Raw genomic sequence first — 17,487 nt, forward strand, 5'->3', positions numbered from 1 at the left:
GCCTGTCTTCAATGGCGGTGAATCAGCCAAGACAGCGGGTTCGCGCGCATCTCCATCGTCGGCGGGCAGCCTCCCGTCCGGGACTGCAAGACGCACCAGGACGCGTGTTGCGGGCTGGCCAGCCCCTGTCCTGGATGGGGCTAGTATTAAAGTATTAACACTATTTAATCCGTGCCCCATGTCAGGGCGTCTACTAGCTTTGTCACCAATCAACGGTTTTGTGATGACCGTCGCAGTCTTGATTCGCGTGTGGAATAAGCACCGCTTTACACGCGCTCAAGGAAGAAATTGGCCACGACAAGGAGTAGCCCGTGGAAGCAAGGTTTGGTGTCGCCCTCGTTTCGCGCTTTTCCCCACTTTCCCTTGCAGTGCACCTGAGCGTCGCCGGACTTCTGTTCGGCGGGGTCAGCGAGCAGGCGTTCGCCACCTGCTCGGCCGCGGGCTCCACGATCACCTGTTCGGGTGTTCCGACTCTGCCGCTGTTTCTCAATGACTACAGCAGCGCCAGCAGCGGCGTGACGGTCAACGTCACCAACGGCGCGCAGATGAACGCGACGCTGGGCGGCAAGGTGATCAACCTGACCGGGGCCAACATCAACCTGAACAACTCCGGCACCCTTGACCCGGCGTTGCTCGGGCTGGTTTCGATCCTCAGTGGCGGTGCGTTCATCGGCACCGGCGCGACCAGCACGGTGAGCATCGCCAACAACACCACCGGGATCATTCGCGGCACCGGCATGTTGCTCGGCCTCAACCTGACCAGCATCGACGGTCTGGGGATTGCCGTGAACAACTCGGTGTCGGGCACGACGACCATCACCAACGACGGCACAATTACCTCGACCGGGCTGTCGGTCGGCGGGATCACCCTGGCCGATACCCCGGTGGTCGGGGTGTATGGCGGTTCGCAGGTCAACATGACCAACAGCGCCAGCGGCACGATCAACGGCCGGATGGCGTTCGAAACGTCAGTGGCGGGCAACACCTTCACCAACGCCGGTAACATCACCGGCGGTTTGTCGATGGGGGCGGGCAGCACCAACACCTTCTACGCGATCACCGGTTCCAGCGTTAACGTCGGTGACGGCGTGCAAGTCTCCGTGGGCCTTGGTGGCCTGATCGGCGTCAACCTGACCTTCGCCCCGACCGGCAAGATTGACGGCGGCGCAGCCGGTACCAACACACTGATCCTGCAAAACCCGATCGGCCTCGGCGGCGGCACCACCGGGACCGGCACGGCGTCCAGCGCGGTCTATGTCAACTTCAACAACCTGACCCTCAACAGCGGCACCTGGACCTTGCAGGGCCCGTTGGTCAGCGGTGCGACCACCCTCAATGGCGGTGTCGCACAGTTCAACGACAACGGCGCGTTCGGCAGCGGAGTGCTGACGTCCAACGGCGGCATCCTTCAGGCCAGCAACGCCGGTTTGACGCTGGCCAACCAGATCAACCTCGGTGCGGGCGGCCTGACCCAGCAGGGCATCAACGGCACGACCCTGAACGGTGTGATTTCCGGCTCCGGCGGCCTGACCAAGATCGGCAGCGGTCAGCTCAACCTCAACGGCATCAACACTTACACCGGCAACACCGTGCTCAACGGCGGTGTGGTGCTGGTGGGCAACAACCAGGCGTTCAGCACCGGCGGCATCACCGTCGGCGGCTCTTCGAGCATCTCGGCGACGGCGCCGATTTCGCTGGCCAACGCGATCACGCTCAACAGCACCCTGACCGCGACTGGCACCGGTGCGCTGACCCTGGGTGGGGTGATCAGCGGCGCCGCCAACCTGACCAAGACCGGCAGCGGCAGCCTGACCCTCAACGGCATCAACACCTACACCGGGATCACCAGCCTCAGCGCCGGCACCCTGCGCGTGGGCAACAACAACGCTCTGGGCACCGGGGTCCTCAACACCAGCAACGGCACCAGCCTCGACAGCACCGGCAACGTGACGCTGGCCAACAACGTCGGCATCACCGGTGCGTTGAACGTGCTCGGCAGCAACGCCCTGACCCTGGCCGGCATCGTCTCCGGCACCGGCGCGATCACCAAGAGCGGCAGCGCCAGCCTGACCCTGACCGGCAACAACACCAACAGCGGCACCACCGCACTCAACGGCGGCACCTTGTTCGTCGGCAGCAACACCGCCCTCGGCACCGGCGCATTGAACGCAGCGGCCGGCACCACGCTGGATGCGACCACGGCGGTGACGCTGGCCAACGCTGTGGCGCTGGCGGGCGGGCTGACCATCGGCGGCACTCAGGCGCTTGGCCTGAGCGGCGTCATCAGCGGTGCTGGCAATCTGATCAAGGGCGGCACCGCGAACCTGACCCTCAGCGGCAACAACACCTTCTCCGGCGGTACGGCGCTGAATAACGGGACGCTGATCGTCGGCTCCAACACCGCGCTGGGTACCGGCGCGCTGACCACGGCGGCGGGCACCACCCTCGACGCCAGCACCACCGTGGCGCTAAGCAATGCGGTCGCCCTCGGCGGCAATCTGAACATTGCCGGTAACGCCAACCTGACCCTCGGCGGCGTGGTCAGCGGCAGCGGCGGGCTGACCAAGAACGGCGCGGCCAACCTGATTCTCAACGGCGCCAACACCTTCAGCGGCGGCACCACACTGAACGCCGGCACCCTGACCGTCGGCAACGCCGCCTCACTGGGCAGCGGCGCCCTGACCGTCGCCAATGCTGCGACACTCGACAGCAACACCTCGGTCATCCTCAACAACAACGTCGCCCTCAACGGCAACCTGTCCATCGGCGGCAGCAACGGCCTGATTCTGGGCGGCGTGCTCAGCGGCGCCAGTCAGTTGATCAAGAACGGCACCGCCAACCTGACCCTCAACGGCGCCAACACCTTCACCGGTGGCACCGCACTCAACGCCGGCAGCCTGACCGTCGGCAACGGCGCGGCACTCGGCACCGGCACGCTGACCGTGGGCGGGGCGGGCGCAACGCTCAACAGCAGCGCCAACGTGACGCTGAACAACGCCATTGCGCTGAACGCCAACCTCACCGCCGGTGGTGCCAACCCGCTGACCCTCGGCGGCGTGATCAGCGGCGGCAGTAACCTGATCAAGACCGGCTCCTCGACCCTGACCCTGACCGGCAACAACACCTACACCGGTTCTACGTCGCTGAACGCCGGGACACTGATCGTCGGCTCCAACACCGCGCTCGGCACCGGCGTGCTCAACGCCGGCAACAACACCACGCTGGACGCCAGCACCGCGACCAGCCTGGCCAACAACGTCAACCTCGGCGGCAACGTGACCATCGGCGGCAGCAACGCGCTGACCCTCGCGGGTGTGGTCTCCGGTGTCGGCGGCCTGACCAAAAGCGGCCCCGCCGACCTGATTCTCAACGGCGCCAACACCTATTTCGGCAACACCGCACTCAACGTCGGCAAGCTGATTGTCGGCAGCAACACCGCGATCGGCAGCGGCGCATTGAACGCAGCGGCGGGCACCACGCTGGACACCAACACCGCCGTCACGCTGGGCAACCAGGTCAACCTGGCCGGTGCGATGAATGTGGGTGGCAGCGCAGACCTGACCCTCACCGGCACTGTCGCCGGAGCCGGCAGCCTGGTGAAAAACGGCGCGGCCAATCTCAACCTCAATGGCACCAACACCTACGTCGGCGGCACCACGCTGAACGCCGGTACGGTGACCGTCGGTAACAGCTCGGCCCTCGGCACTGGTGCCTTGACCGTCGGTGGTGCAGCGACGCTCGACAGCAGTTCGCCGCTGGTCAGCCTGGCCAACGCGGTCGTGCTCAATGCGGCACTGAGCGTCGGCGGCACCCAGGACCTGACCCTCGGCGGCGTGATCAGCGGCGCCGGCCAGTTGATCAAGAACGGCGCGGCCAACCTGACCGTCAACGGTACCAACACCTACAGCGGTGGCAGCACGCTCAACGCGGGTACGCTGACACTGGGCTCGGCCGCTGCCTTGGGCAGTGGCGGCCTGACCGTCGGTGGCGCTTCGACGCTGGATACCAGCACCGGCATGAGCGTCGGCAACAACATCACCCTCAACGCCGGCCTGACTCTGGCTGGCAGCAACACCCTGAACCTCAGCGGCGTGATCGATGGCGCCGGCAGTCTGACCAAGGACGGCTTCGGCGACCTGACGCTCAGCGGCAACAACACCTTCACCGGTGCGCTGAACATCGCCTCCGGCAGCGTCACCACCGTGAGCAGCGGGGCGCTGGGCAACACCTCCGGCGCCAACATCAGCGCCGGTGCCAATCTCTACCTCAACAGCAGCGCCAGCCTCAACGGGCTGAGCGGCAGCGGCAGCGTGCAGGTCGCCGGCGGCAACACCCTGACCGTGGGCGGTGTGAACAACACCAGCACCTTCGACGGCGACCTTGGTGGCAGCGGTACCCTGACCAAAGTCGGTACCGGGACGCTGAACCTCACCGGCAGCAGCGGCATCACCGGCAACACCAACGTCAACGGCGGTACGCTGAACCTCACAGGTTCGCTGGCCAGCACCCAGCTCAACGTCAACAACGGTGCGACCCTCACGGGGACCGGTTCGGCGCTTGGCGTCATCACCGTCAACAGCGGCGGTCATCTGGCGTTGTCCTCGGGCAATACCTTGTCGACCTCGTCGCTGATCCTTACGGCCAACAGTAATGTCGACGCGAGCCTCGCCACACCATCGACCAGCTCGCTGATGAACATCGGCGGCAACCTGACCCTCGACGGTAATCTGAACGTCACCGATGCCGGCGGCTTCGGTGTCGGTGTCTATCGCCTGTTCAACTACATCGGTGCACTGACCGACAACGGCCTGACCGTGGCCGGCGTGCCGGTGGGTTACGGCCTCGGCGACATCCTCGTGCAGACCCTCGGTAACCAGGTCAACCTGGTGGTGTCGGCGCCGAACACCAACCTGCGTTTCTGGGACGGCAGCCAGACAATCCCGAACGGCACGGTGGATGGCGGCACTGGCACCTGGGATGCCGGCGGCACCAACTGGACCAATTCCAACGGCACGCTGAACCAGACCTGGGCCGGCGACTTCGCGGTGTTCCAGGGCACGGCCGGCACGGTGTCGGTCAACGGCACGCAACTGTTCACCGGAATGCAATTCCTCACCAATGGCTACAACGTGGTCAACGGTACGTCGGGTCTGCTGACCGCCGTCAACGGCAGCGGTGGCACCACGGCGATGCGGGTCGATCCGGGCGTGACTGCCACGGTCGGTGTGAACATCAATGGTAGCGGCATCCTCAACAAACTCGACGCCGGCACCCTGGTGCTCAACGGCGCCAACAGCTACACCGGCGGCACGCAACTGGACGGCGGCACCCTGGTCGTCGGCAGCAACACTGCACTGGGCACTGGCGCGCTGATCGCCAATGCCGGCACGCAACTCGACAGCAACACCGCCGTGACCCTGGCCAACGCGACCACGTTGAACGGTAACCTCACCGTGCTCGGCAGCAATGCGCTGACCCTCAACGGTGTCATTTCCGGTACCGGCGGTTTGATCAAGAACGGTTCGGCCAGCCTGACCCTCGGTGGCAACAACGCCTTCCTCGGGCCGGTGGCACTGAACGCGGGTGGTCTGATTCTGGCGTCGAACAGCGCGCTGGGCTCGGCCACCCTGAACGCGGCCAACGGCACCACCCTGGATGCCAGCGGCGCCTTCAGCGCGGCCAACGCGATCAACCTGGCGGGTAACCTCGCTATCGTCGGCAGCAACGATCTGACCCTCAGCGGTGCCATCAACGGCGCCGGCAGCCTGACCAAGAACGGCGCGGCCAACCTGATCCTGAGCGGGGCCAACAACTTCCTCGGAGGCATCACCCTCAATGCCGGCAGCCTGACCGCCGGCAGCAACGGCGCCCTCGGTCTGGGCAACCTGACCGTGGCCGGTGCCTCGGCGCTGGACAGCAACACCTCGGTGTCGCTGGGCAACAACGTGGTGCTCAACGCCAACCTGACCAACACCGGCAACAGCGACGTGGCCCTCAGCGGCGTGGTCAGCGGCACCGGCGGCCTGATCAAGAACGGCGCCTCCAACCTGACTCTCAACGGCATCAACACCTACAGCGGCGGCACTACGCTGAACGCCGGCACCGTGACCCTCGGCACGTCGGCGGGCCTGGGCTCCGGCGCGGTGACCGTGGCGGGCGCATCGACCCTCGACACCACGGCGCCGCTGGTGCTGGCCAACAACCTCAACGTCAATGCCAACCTCAGCGTGGCGGGCAACAACAACCTGACCCTCGGTGGCGTGATCGCCGGCGCGGGCACCCTGACCAAGAACGGTCTGGCCGACCTGACGCTGACCGGCAACAACACCTTCAGCGGCACCTTCGACGTGCAGTCCGGGAGCCTGACCACCCTGGGCAACTCGGCACTGGGCAGCAATGCCGGAGTCAATCTCGGCGCTGCGGCGACCCTCAACCTCGGCGGTTCCGGCAGCCTCGCCAGCCTGACCGGTAGCGGTACAGCGCTGATCGGCGGCGGCAACACCCTGAGCATCGGCGGCAACAACGCCAGCAGTATTTTCGACGGCGTACTCACCGGCACCGGCGAACTGAGCAAACTCGGCACCGGTACGCTGACCCTGACCGGCCTCAACAGCCTGACCGGCAACACCACGGTCAACGCCGGCACCTTGAACGTCAGCGGTTCGCTGGACAGCGCCAACGTACTGGTCAACAGCGGCGGCACCCTGACCGGCGGCGGCTCGCTCGGCGGGGCGGTGACCGTGGCGGACGGTGGTCATCTGGCCGGCGCCACCGGCAGCACCCTGTCGGTCAACTCGCTGGTGTTCAACGCCAACTCCAACTTCGACGTCGGCCTCGGCGCGCCGGTGTCCGGTGGCGGCAACGCGCTGGTCAACGTCGGTGGCAACCTGACCCTCGACGGCACTCTCAACGTCAGCGACATCGGCGGTTTCGGCAGCGGCGTGTATCGACTGATCAACTACACCGGCGGCCTCACCGACAACGGCATGCTGATCGGCACTGTGCCGGGCAGCGTCACCCCGGGCGATCTGACCCTGCAAACCGCGCTGGCCAACCAGATCAACCTGCTGGTCACCGCACCGGGCGTCACCGTGCAGTTCTGGGACGGCAACCAGCTCGTCGCCAACGGTTCGGTGGATGGCGGCAGCGGCACCTGGGGCAGCGGCACCACCAACTGGACCGATGTGAACGGCACCACCAATCAGGCCTGGACCAACAGCTTCGCGGTGTTCCAGGGCGCGGCAGGCACCGTGACCGTCAACGGCGCGCAAACCATCACCGGCATGCAGTTCGTCACCGACGGCTATAGCCTGCAGAACGGTACGGCGGGTTCGCTGAATCTGGTCAACGGTTCGCTGGGCAATGCCACCGTGCGGGTCGATCCGAACGTCACCGCCACCGTGGGCGTTGCGCTCAACGGCGCCGGCACGCTGGGCAAATATGACACCGGCACCCTGGTGCTCAACGCCGCCAACGGTTACACCGGCGGCACCGCGCTCAACGGCGGCAAGATTGTGGTCGGCAACAATGCGGCCCTTGGCACTGGCGTGTTGACCGCCGCCAACGGCACGGCGCTGGACAGCAATACGGCGGTCAGCCTGGCCAACGCGGTGGTGCTCAACGGCGGACTCACCGTCGCCGGTTCCAACGCCTTGACCCTCGGCGGTGTGGTCAGCGGCAGCGGCAGTCTGATCAAGACCGGCCCATCGAGCCTGACCCTCAACGGCAGCAACACCTACAGCGGCGGTACCCAGCTCGCCGGCGGTACGCTGGTTCTGGGCAACAACAGCGCTATCAGCAGCGGTGCACTGAGTGTGTCGGGTAACGGCACTCTCGACAGCACCTCGGCGCTGCAACTGGCCAACGCCATCAACCTGGGCGCGCAACTGACCCTGGCCGGCAACCAGAACACCACGCTGATCGGTGCGATCACCGGCAGCGGCAGCCTGGTGAAAAACGGCAATGGCGACCTGCTGCTCAGCGGCGCCAACACCTACAGCGGCGGCACCACGCTGAACGGCGGCAGCACCCGTGGCGACACCAGCAGCCTGCACGGCGCCATCGTCAACAACGCGACGCTGACCTTTGAGCAGAACAGTGACGGCAGCTACACCGGCAATCTGACCGGTGCCGGCACCCTGAACAAAACCGGCACCGGCGCCTTGCTGCTGACCGGCAACAACACCTTCACCGGCAACACTTCGGTGCAGGCCGGTACGCTGAACGTCAATGGCGTGCTCAACAGTGCCAACGTCAATGTCGCCAGCGGCGCGAAGATCGGGGGTGGCGGCCAGTTCGGTGGGGCCGTGCAACTGGCCAACGGTGCGACCCTGCTGGGTGGCGGGCATTCGACCGCGTTGTCGGTCGGTTCGCTGGCGCTGTCTTCGGGGACCAATCTGGACTTCACCCTCGGCTCGGCCGCCAGCTCCACGACCGTGGTCAACGTTGCCGGCAACCTGACCCTCGACGGTACGCTGAACATCACCAACGCCGGCGGCTTCGGCACCGGTGTGTATCAACTCTTCAGTTACGGCGGCACGCTGACCAACAACGGTCTGGTCTACGGCAGCCTGCCGGTTTCGGCGGCCAATCTGACCCTGCAAACCGCGCTGGCCAATCAGGTCAACCTGCTGGTACAGAACACGCCGGGCGAGGTGCAGTTCTGGAACGGTGGCAAAACCAATCCGGACGGCAGTATCGGTGGCGGCAGCGGTGTGTGGGGCCCAGGCACCAACTGGACCGACCCGACCGGCACTCAGGCGCTGGGCTCCAACGGCCAGTTCGCGGTGTTCGGCGGGCAGGGCGGTACGGTCACCGTGCAGGGCAATCAGAACTTCACCGGGCTGCAATTCCTCGTCAACGGCTACAGCCTGGTGCCGGATGCCGGTGACACGCTGACCCCGGTCAACGGGCCTGGCGGCACTCCGGCGCCCATTCGCGTCAATGCCGGCGCCACCACGCAAATCGATGTGCCGCTGGTGGGCACGGGCGGGATCGAGAAACTGGACTCCGGCACGCTGATCCTGACCGGCGCCAACACTTACAGCGGTGGCACCACCGTCAGCGGCGGTACGCTGATCGGTAACACCAGCAGCCTGCAAGGCAACATCATCGACAACGCTTCGCTGGTGTTCCAGCAGAACGCCAATGGCCAGTTCAACGGTCGTCTCAGCGGTGTCGGTGCGATGGCCAAACGCGGTGCCGGAACCTTGTTGTTGACCGGTGACCAGCCGTTCAGCGGCACCGTGTCGGTCGATCAGGGCGTGCTGCAAGTCGGCAGCCGTGCGGCTCGGGCTTCCCTGGGCGGCCAGGTTACGGTGGCCAACGGCGCGGGTCTGAGCGGTAACGGCAGCGTCGGTTCGGTGGTCAACCACGGTGTGGTGGCCTCCGGTGGCGGCGACGGCACCCTGAGCGTGGCGGGCAACCTGACCAACGCTGCCGACGGTGTTCTGGCCCTGACGGTCAGCTCGCCAACCGCAACGCCTCTGGCCGTCGGCGGCACGGCAACCCTGGGCGGTGGCCTGCAAGTGAACAGCCTGGCGCCGTTCACCGGCAACACCGTGTACTCGCTGATCACCGCCGGCGGTGGCGTGAATGGTACGTTCAGCGCCGCCGATCTGCCGCAATACGCGTTCCTCGATACGGCGCTGGTGTACAGCCCTGACGCGGTGAACCTGGTGGTCAGCCGCAACGGCAATTCGTTCGCCGACGTTGCCGCCACCCGCAACCAGCGCAACACCGCCTCGGCGTTGATGCGCAACGGTCCGGCAGGCGCTGCGCTGCAGAACGAAATCGTCAACCTCAGCGTGGCCGGTGCGCGTCACGCCTTCGACAGTCTGTCGGGGGAAATCCATGCCAGCACCGCGAGCGCGGTCCTCGAGGATTCACGTTTCGTGCGTGAAGCGGTCAACGACCGGATGCGTCAACCGACTTGCAGCGCGTCGGATGATCCACGCCGCACACTGGCCCCGAGCGACACCCAGCTGAGCAGCAACGGTTGCCACGGTGAAATGGTCGGCTGGGCCCGTGCCATCGGCGCCTGGGGCGACATGGGCGGCGACAGCAACACGGCGAAAGTCGATCGCAGCCTCGGCGGTTTCATGCTCGGCACCGACAAGCAACTCGACGATCAATGGCGCGCCGGTATGGCAGCGGGCTACACCCGTGGCAACCTCAACGCCCACGACCGCAACTCCGATGCCAAGGTCGACAGCTACCACCTGGCGGCGTACCTGAGTTCGCAGTTCGATGCCCTGGCCGTGCGCCTCGGCGCGGCTTACAGCTGGCACAGCATCGAGACCAAACGCGACGTCAGCGTCGGCGCCTACAACGACCGTCTGAAGGCCGACTACGATGCCCGCAGTGCCCAGGTGTTCGGTGAAGTGGGTTACGCCATCAATGCGGCAGGTGTAGCCATCGAACCGTTCGCCGGCCTGGCCTACGTCAACTACGACAGCGACACCGCCAAGGAAAAAGGCGGGGTGGGGCGCCTGAAAGGCGATGCCGATCAGGACATCACCTACTCGACCCTCGGTGTGCGCATCGGCAAGCTGGTGACCCTGGCCAACGGCAGTCAACTGACCCCGCGTGCAGCCATCGGCTGGCGGCATGCCTACGGCGACACCAAGCCGGATGCCGACCTGACCTTCATCGACGGCGGCGCGTCGTTCAGCACCCAGGGTGTGCCGATCGCCAAGGACAGCGCACTGCTTGAAGCCGGCGTGGACTTCCAGATCAGCCCGACCGGCAAGCTCGGCATCGGCTATTCGGGCCAGGTGTCCAGCGACAACAACGACAGCGCAATGACCATCAGCTTCAGCCAAAGCTTCTGATCGTGGTCGAAGCACTTTGACCGCCCGAAAGGGCGGTTTTTTTTGCTCGGCAATCCCCTCTGCTAGAATCCGCCCCATTCCCAGCCAGAGGTTGCCCCATGAGCGAACCCATCCGTCTGACCCAATACAGCCACGGTGCCGGTTGCGGCTGCAAGATTTCGCCGCAGGTGCTGGAAGTGATCCTTGCCGGCAGCGGCGCGCAGAACCTCGACCCGAAGCTGTGGGTCGGCAACGCCTCGCGCGATGACGCGGCGGTGTATGAAATCGATGCCGAACGCGGTGTGGTGTCGACCACCGATTTCTTCATGCCGATCGTCGATGACCCGTTCGACTTCGGCCGTATCGCCGCGACCAACGCCATCAGCGATATCTACGCCATGGGCGGTGACCCGTTGATGGCCATTGCCATCCTCGGCTGGCCGGTCAACGTGCTGGCGCCGGAAGTGGCGCGGGAAGTGATTCGCGGTGGTCGTGCGGTGTGCGACGCGGCGGGTATTCCGTTGGCCGGTGGCCATTCGATCGATGCGCCGGAGCCGATCTTCGGCCTGGCCGTCACCGGTCTGGTGGAAAAGCGCTTCATGAAGCGCAACGACACCGCCACCGCCGGATGCCTGCTGTACCTGACCAAACCGCTGGGCATCGGCATCCTCACCACCGCAGAAAAGAAGGGCAAGCTGCGTAACGCCGACATCGGCGTGGCCCGGGACTGGATGTGCACGCTGAACAAGCCCGGCAGCCGTTTCGGCAAGTTGTCCGGAGTGACCGCGATGACCGACGTCACCGGTTTCGGCCTGCTCGGGCATCTGGTGGAAATGGCCGATGGCAGCCACCTCACCGCGCGCATCGCCTATGACCGCGTGCCGCGTCTGGACAGCGTCGAGTACTACCTCGATCAGGGCTGTGTACCCGGCGGCACCTTGCGCAATTTCGACAGCTATTCAAGCAAGCTCGGGCGCGTGCAGGAACTGCACAAGCGGGTGCTGTGCGATCCGCAGACCAGCGGCGGCCTGCTGCTGGCCGTGACCCCGGAAGGCAACGCCGAATTCCTCGCGGTAGCCGCAGAGCTGGGCCTGAACCTGGCGCCGATCGGTGAGCTGGTCGAGCGACAGACCCACGCAGTCGAGGTGATTTGATGCTCCGCGACTGCACCGATTACCGCGACATTTTCCTCAACGACCGGCCGCTGATGGATGCCCGCGCGCCGGTCGAGTTTCACAAGGGCGCGTTCCCCGGCGCGGTCAATCTGCCGCTGATGAATGACCTCGAACGGCAAAAGGTCGGCACCTGCTACAAACAGCACGGCCAGCAGGCCGCGATCGAACTGGGCCACCATCTGGTGTCCGGTGCGGTGAAGGCCGAACGCATCGAGGCCTGGGCCGAATTCGCCCGGGCCCATCCCGACGGTTATCTCTATTGTTTTCGCGGTGGCCTGCGCTCGCAGATCACCCAGCAGTGGCTCAAGAGCGAAGCCGGGATCGACTATCCGCGCATCGGTGGCGGCTACAAGGCACTGCGCAACTTCCTGATCGACACCCTCGAACAAGCGGTGACCCAATGTGATTTCGTGCTGCTGGGCGGCATGACCGGTACCGGCAAGACCGAACTGCTGGTGCAGTTGCGCAACAGCCTGGATCTGGAAGGCCACGCCAACCATCGCGGCTCCAGCTTCGGCAAGCGCGCCACCGGCCAGCCGTCGAACATCGACTTTGAAAACCGCCTGGCCATCGATTTCCTCAAGAAACGCGACGCCGGTATCGACCAGTTCGTCCTCGAAGACGAGAGCCGGGTGGTGGGCAGTTGCGCGCTGCCACTGCCGTTGTATCAGGGCATGCAGCAGTACCCGATGGTCTGGCTGGAAGACAGCTTCGAGGATCGGGTGCAGCGCATCCTGCGCGATTACGTGGTGGACCTGTCGGCCGAGTTTTCGGCGGTGCATGGCGAGCAGGGGTTCGAGCTGTTCTCCGAACGCTTGCTCGAGAGCCTGAACAATGTGCAGAAACGTCTGGGCGGCGAACGCCATCGACGGATGCTGCTGTTGATGGAAGACGCGCTGGTCGAACAGGGGCGCAGCGGTTCGGTGGACTTGCACCGGGGCTGGATCGAGGGGTTGCTGCGTGAGTATTACGACCCGATGTATGTGTTTCAGCGCGAGAAGAAGGGCGCGCGGATCGAGTTTGCCGGGGAGTGCGGGGCAGTGATCGAGTATCTGCGCCAGCGGTTGAATCAGAAGCGCTGAAGCGAGAGCCCCGGCAGGGGCTCCACAACACTCAGGTCGGGCAAGTGACCTTGCCGTTGTCCAGCCCCTGCTTGTAGCTGTGACTCTGCAGGCTGGCCTTGCCGTTGTGCCAGGTCAGGGTCAGCACGTACAGCGAGTCATAGTCGCCGGACGCCCAGTCCTCGGTGATGCTCTGTTTCTCGCCAACGGCCTTGCCGGCGACCTTGTTGATCAGCTCCGGCAGGTAGCCGTGGGACCACGCGGTGTAGATGATCGAGTTGTGGTACTTGTCGGCGATCAGCTCCCGAGCCAGGTCGCTGGTGTCATTGGCCGAGAACTCGATGTTCACCGGCAGGCCGAGCTTGATCGCGGCGGGGCTGATGGTCATCAGCGGGCGAATGTAGCTGTAGGAGTTGTCCAGCTCGCCTTCTTCGACGTTGCGCGTCGGGTTGGCGGCGAACACGTAGTCGGCCTTGCCGAATTTCTCCGGGAGCAGGGTCGACAGCTCGATGGCGCGGTTCAGGCCCTGGCAGTTGAGCTGGCCGAGGCCGCCGGCAGGTTTTTCCCCGTGACGCAGGAAGATCAGGGTCTGGGTGCCGTCCACCGGTTGCGCGCGGCTTTCGCTGGATTCCAGGGACAGGAACAGCGCGCTCATCGCCAGCAGCGAGGGCAGGGCAACGTAGGCGCGATGTTTGAAGCGTCTGGCGACTTTCATCAAGTTCGTCATGAAATAAAGGGTCTTCAGTCTGTTCGGTTAAGGCTGACAAACCTCTGCACCGCAGGCTGCCGGGGCCGGGTGTTTTCCCTGTCTTGAGTGGTTTCCTTGGAGCCCTCTGAAGGCCTTTGGTTCGATCCGTTTGGCGGGGCCCACTTTAAAGGCGTCGCCGCACGGCTGAAGGGCAGGTTAACGACAGGATGTTGCGGATTTAAGTAAGTCCGCAGGCCAGGACAAAAAGAACCCGAGCCAGCGCGGAAAACGTGGATTATGCTCAGGCCTTTCATTTTGTGACTGGATGCTACACATGACCGATCTGTCCGCGTTCCCGATCACCCAGAAATGGCCGGCGCAGTACCCCGACTGGATTCAGCTCTATTCCTTGCCGACCCCCAACGGCGTCAAGGTCTCGATCATGCTCGAAGAGATCGGTCTGCCCTACGAGCCGCACCGCGTGGGTTTCGACACCAACGATCAGATGTCCCCGGAGTTCCTGTCGCTGAACCCGAACAACAAGATCCCGGCGATCCTCGACCCCCACGGCCCCGAGGACAAACCGCTGCCGTTGTTCGAGTCCGGCGCGATCCTGATCTACCTCGCCGACAAGAGCGGCCAGTTGCTGGCCCAGGAAGGCGCACTGCGCTACGAAACCATTCAGTGGCTGATGTTCCAGATGGGCGGCATCGGCCCGATGTTCGGCCAGATCGGCTTCTTCAACAAATTCGCCGGCAAGGATTACGAAGACAAGCGTCCCCGCGACCGCTACGTCGACGAAAGCAAACGCCTGCTCAGCGTCCTCAACACCCGCCTTGAAGGGCGCGACTGGATCATGGGCGAGCGCTACACCATCGCCGACATCGCCACGTTCCCGTGGGTGCGCAACCTGATCGGGTTCTACGAGGCGGGCGATCTGGTCGGCATCAAGGACTTCCCGAACGTCACTCGGGTGCTGGAGCGCTTTCTGGCGCGGCCGGCGGTGGTGCGCGGGTTGACCATCCCTTCATAAGTCGGTGTGAGCCGGGTGCGCACATTATTGCGTGCCCGGTAATGCACTGTTGATTGATCCAGGTTTGTACCCCGTCCCCCGCAAGGCATAAGCTTCGCCCCCTACGACTTTCGTCTCATCTGCCCGTTTTTCAGGAAAGGCCTCATGTCCAGTCAGTTCCCCGAAGCACGTCCACGCCGTCTGCGCCGCAATGCGAGCCTGCGCAGCCTGTTCCAGGAAACCGAGTTTTCGCTCAACGATCTGGTGCTGCCGATCTTCGTCGAAGAAGAAATCGACGACTTCGTGCCGATCAAAAGCATGCCCGGCGTGATGCGCATTCCGGAGCGCAAACTGGCCGGCGAGATCGAGCGTTACGCCCGTGCCGGGATCAAGTCGGTGATGACCTTCGGCGTGTCCCATCACCTGGACGCCAACGGCAGCGACACCTGGCGTGAAAACGGTCTGGTCTCGCGCATGTCGCGGATCGCCAAGGACGCCGTGCCGGAGATGATCGTGATGTCCGACACCTGCTTCTGCGAGTACACCGACCACGGCCATTGCGGCGTGATGCACAACCATGAAGTCGACAACGACCAGACTCTGATCAACCTTGGCAAGCAAGCCGTGGCTGCGGCCCGTGCCGGTGCCGACGTGATCGCGCCGTCGGCCGCGATGGACGGCCAGGTGCGGGCGATTCGCCGGGCACTGGACGATGCCGGGTTCACGCAGATTCCGATCATGGCTTACTCGACCAAATTCGCTTCGGCGCTCTACGGCCCGTTCCGCGAGGCCGGTGGCAGCGCGTTGAAGGGCGACCGCAAAAGCTATCAGATGAACCCGATGAACCGCCGCGAAGCCTTGCGCGAATCGCTGCTCGACGAGCAGGAAGGCGCCGATGCACTGATGGTCAAACCGGCCGGCGCGTACCTGGACATCATCCGCGACATCCGCGAAGCCTCGAACCTGCCGCTGGCGGCGTATCAGGTCAGCGGCGAGTACGCGATGATCAAGTTCGGCGCCCAGGCCGGGGCCATCGACGAAGACCGCGTGGTGCGCGAAAGCCTCGGTGCGATCAAACGCGCGGGTGCGGATCTGATCTTCACCTACTTTGCGATGGACCTGGCCCTGGCCGGGATCTGATCCTTTAGGGGCAATTGAAAAACGGCCGGATCCCGTGATCACGAAAATACCGTTCGATCACCTTCGGATCCGCGCTGTTGTCGGCAATCGCCACGTAGGTATCCGGGCGCAACAGGTAAAAGCCGTTGCGCCCCAGTCCCGCCGTTTCAAACGCCGGGCGCCAGTCGAACACGTGCAGCGGCAAGTGATGTTCATTGCACCAGGCGATCATCTCGTCGCTGGTGTCGCCGTACACATGCACCTGCCAGCACGGGTTGCGCAACGGTTCGTAATTGTCCCCCTCGCCATCATGGGCCCACGGCAAGCGGTCGCCGCCGTGGACGTGCCCGGCCACGCCTTCGCTCAACGCCATGCCCCGATAGTTGACGGTGATTTGCGACACCGTGCGAAACAGGAATTCGCGGCTGGTCTCGAATGAGGCCATTTTCGGGATCACGAACGGTGCCAGCCGTGTGCGCAACAGGTCGGCCATTCGCCCTTCGGCGGTGACGAAGCTGAAGACCTTGTCGGTGGTCGACACCAGCCGCCGGGCGAAGGCGATGCGCTCGGTTTCGTAGCTGTCGAGCAGCTTTGGCGTGGCTGCGCCGCCGAGCACCGCCGCGAGTTTCCACGCCAGGTTGATCGCATCGCCGATGCCGGTGTTCATGCCTTGACCACCGGCGGGGCTGTGTACGTGGGCGGCGTCGCCAAGCAGAAACGCCCGGCCCTTGCGAAAGTGATCCGCCACCCGATGATGCACGCGGTAAGTGGAGAACCAGTTGACGTCCTCGATGTGCACGTTCAAGTGCTCGATGGCGCGGCTGCTGACGTCGGAAAACTCCAGGGTTTCGGCGCGATCCGCACGTTCGTCGCGCACCGTGCCGATCAGTCGCGCACGACCTTCGCCGGCCAGCGGGAACACCGCGAGAAAGTCCGCTTCATCCAGATCCAGATGCAATTCGCCGTTGAGCGCCGGGCCGCTGGCCTGCACGTCGGCGACGTAAAAGATCTGCTGATAGGTGCCACCGGGGAAACCGGTGTCGAGGGTCTTGCGCACCACCGAGCGGGCGCCGTCACAACCCGCCAGGTAGCAGGCCTGACAGATTTCCTGTTCACCATCCGGCAGACGCAAATGGGCGGTGAGACCATCGCCGTTTTCCGTGAAACTCTCCAGCGTCGTGTTGCGTTCGACCGTCACGTCGTAGTCTTCGAGGCGGTCGATCAGCAGTCGCTCGTGTTCGTCCTGCGGGTAGATTTCCAGAAAGGCGTAAGGCGTCAGGCCTTCGCCGATGCGGTTGAGCGGCAACTGCGCCACGGCTTTGCCCTTGACCCAGAAATTCGCCGCCGCCACCCGATGCCCGTTGCGCACCACGGCTTCGGCAAGGTCCAGTTGCCGGTACAGCTCCAGCGTTCGCGCCTGCACCGCCAGTGCCCGTGAGGTGGTGCCGGGGCCTGAGGTCTTGTCGAGGATGCGCACGCGCACGCCCAGTTTGCTCAGCCACAGGGCCAGTACCAGTCCGGTGGGGCCCGCGCCGATGATCAGAACGTCACTGCGGTTCATGGTCTGTCCTCCTCGCGTGCCCTTTGCCACTGAGTGTGCAGCAGCAAGTATGGATCAGCG

7 protein-coding genes are annotated in these 17,487 nt (G+C 64.7%); 5 read left to right on the top strand and 2 right to left on the bottom strand.

The features are described 5' to 3' along the window. The first annotated feature begins 311 nt into the window (after nucleotides 1-311). From ACKLNA_RS01020 to mnmH, 3 genes are all read left to right on the top strand, one after another. On the top strand, nucleotides 312-10,832 hold the full coding sequence (locus ACKLNA_RS01020; protein WP_408984583.1) for an autotransporter-associated beta strand repeat-containing protein: 10,521 nt from the start codon (nucleotides 312-314) through the stop codon (nucleotides 10,830-10,832). Nucleotides 10,833-10,930: 98 nt separating this feature from the next. Next, nucleotides 10,931-11,965 (top strand): selenide, water dikinase SelD, encoded by a 1,035-nt coding sequence (selD, locus tag ACKLNA_RS01025; RefSeq protein WP_085712520.1) that lies wholly within the window; start codon nucleotides 10,931-10,933, stop codon nucleotides 11,963-11,965. Further along, nucleotides 11,965-13,068 carry a tRNA 2-selenouridine(34) synthase MnmH gene (mnmH, locus tag ACKLNA_RS01030; RefSeq protein ID WP_408984584.1) on the top strand — a complete coding sequence of 368 codons (1,104 nt, stop codon included), beginning with the start codon at nucleotides 11,965-11,967 and terminating at the stop codon, nucleotides 13,066-13,068. Before selD ends, mnmH begins: the two co-directional genes overlap by 1 nt. Nucleotides 13,069-13,099: 31 nt before the next feature. Here the strand turns inward: mnmH and ACKLNA_RS01035 are convergent, their stop codons facing one another. Beyond that, nucleotides 13,100-13,774: a histidine phosphatase family protein gene (locus ACKLNA_RS01035; RefSeq protein WP_408984585.1), complete on the bottom strand. Its 675-nt coding sequence runs from the start codon at nucleotides 13,772-13,774 to the stop codon at nucleotides 13,100-13,102. 295 nt (nucleotides 13,775-14,069) lie between these two features. Between ACKLNA_RS01035 and ACKLNA_RS01040 the strand changes: the two genes are divergently transcribed. Both ACKLNA_RS01040 and hemB read left to right on the top strand, forming a co-directional pair. Continuing rightward, nucleotides 14,070-14,768: a glutathione S-transferase family protein gene (locus ACKLNA_RS01040; RefSeq protein ID WP_408984586.1), complete on the top strand. Its 699-nt coding sequence runs from the start codon at nucleotides 14,070-14,072 to the stop codon at nucleotides 14,766-14,768. Between the two features lie 144 nt (nucleotides 14,769-14,912). Then, on the top strand, nucleotides 14,913-15,887 hold the full coding sequence (hemB, locus tag ACKLNA_RS01045) for a porphobilinogen synthase (protein WP_085648205.1): 975 nt from the start codon (nucleotides 14,913-14,915) through the stop codon (nucleotides 15,885-15,887). A 4-nt stretch (nucleotides 15,888-15,891) separates the two neighbouring features. Here hemB and ACKLNA_RS01050 read toward each other — a convergent pair whose 3' ends face one another. Then, on the bottom strand, nucleotides 15,892-17,427 hold the full coding sequence (locus tag ACKLNA_RS01050; RefSeq protein ID WP_408984587.1) for an FAD-dependent oxidoreductase: 1,536 nt from the start codon (nucleotides 17,425-17,427) through the stop codon (nucleotides 15,892-15,894). Nucleotides 17,428-17,487 lie beyond the last annotated feature (60 nt).

Origin of the sequence: Pseudomonas sp. UV AK001 (genome assembly GCF_046097675.1) — a bacterium.
In the GTDB taxonomy this organism is placed as follows: Bacteria; Pseudomonadota; Gammaproteobacteria; order Pseudomonadales; family Pseudomonadaceae; genus Aquipseudomonas; species Aquipseudomonas kribbensis.

What these genes read in the sequence shown, in the direction of transcription:
- mnmH (WP_408984584.1), top strand. Translation starts at nt 11,965, where the DNA reads ATGCTCCGCGACTGCACCGATTACCGCGACATTTTCCTCAACGACCGG.
- ACKLNA_RS01040 (WP_408984586.1), top strand. Translation starts at nt 14,070, where the DNA reads ATGACCGATCTGTCCGCGTTCCCGATCACCCAGAAATGGCCGGCGCAG.
- ACKLNA_RS01050 (WP_408984587.1), bottom strand. Translation starts at nt 17,427, where the DNA reads ATGAACCGCAGTGACGTTCTGATCATCGGCGCGGGCCCCACCGGACTG.
- selD (WP_085712520.1), top strand. Translation starts at nt 10,931, where the DNA reads ATGAGCGAACCCATCCGTCTGACCCAATACAGCCACGGTGCCGGTTGC.
- ACKLNA_RS01035 (WP_408984585.1), bottom strand. Translation starts at nt 13,774, where the DNA reads ATGACGAACTTGATGAAAGTCGCCAGACGCTTCAAACATCGCGCCTAC.
- hemB (WP_085648205.1), top strand. Translation starts at nt 14,913, where the DNA reads ATGTCCAGTCAGTTCCCCGAAGCACGTCCACGCCGTCTGCGCCGCAAT.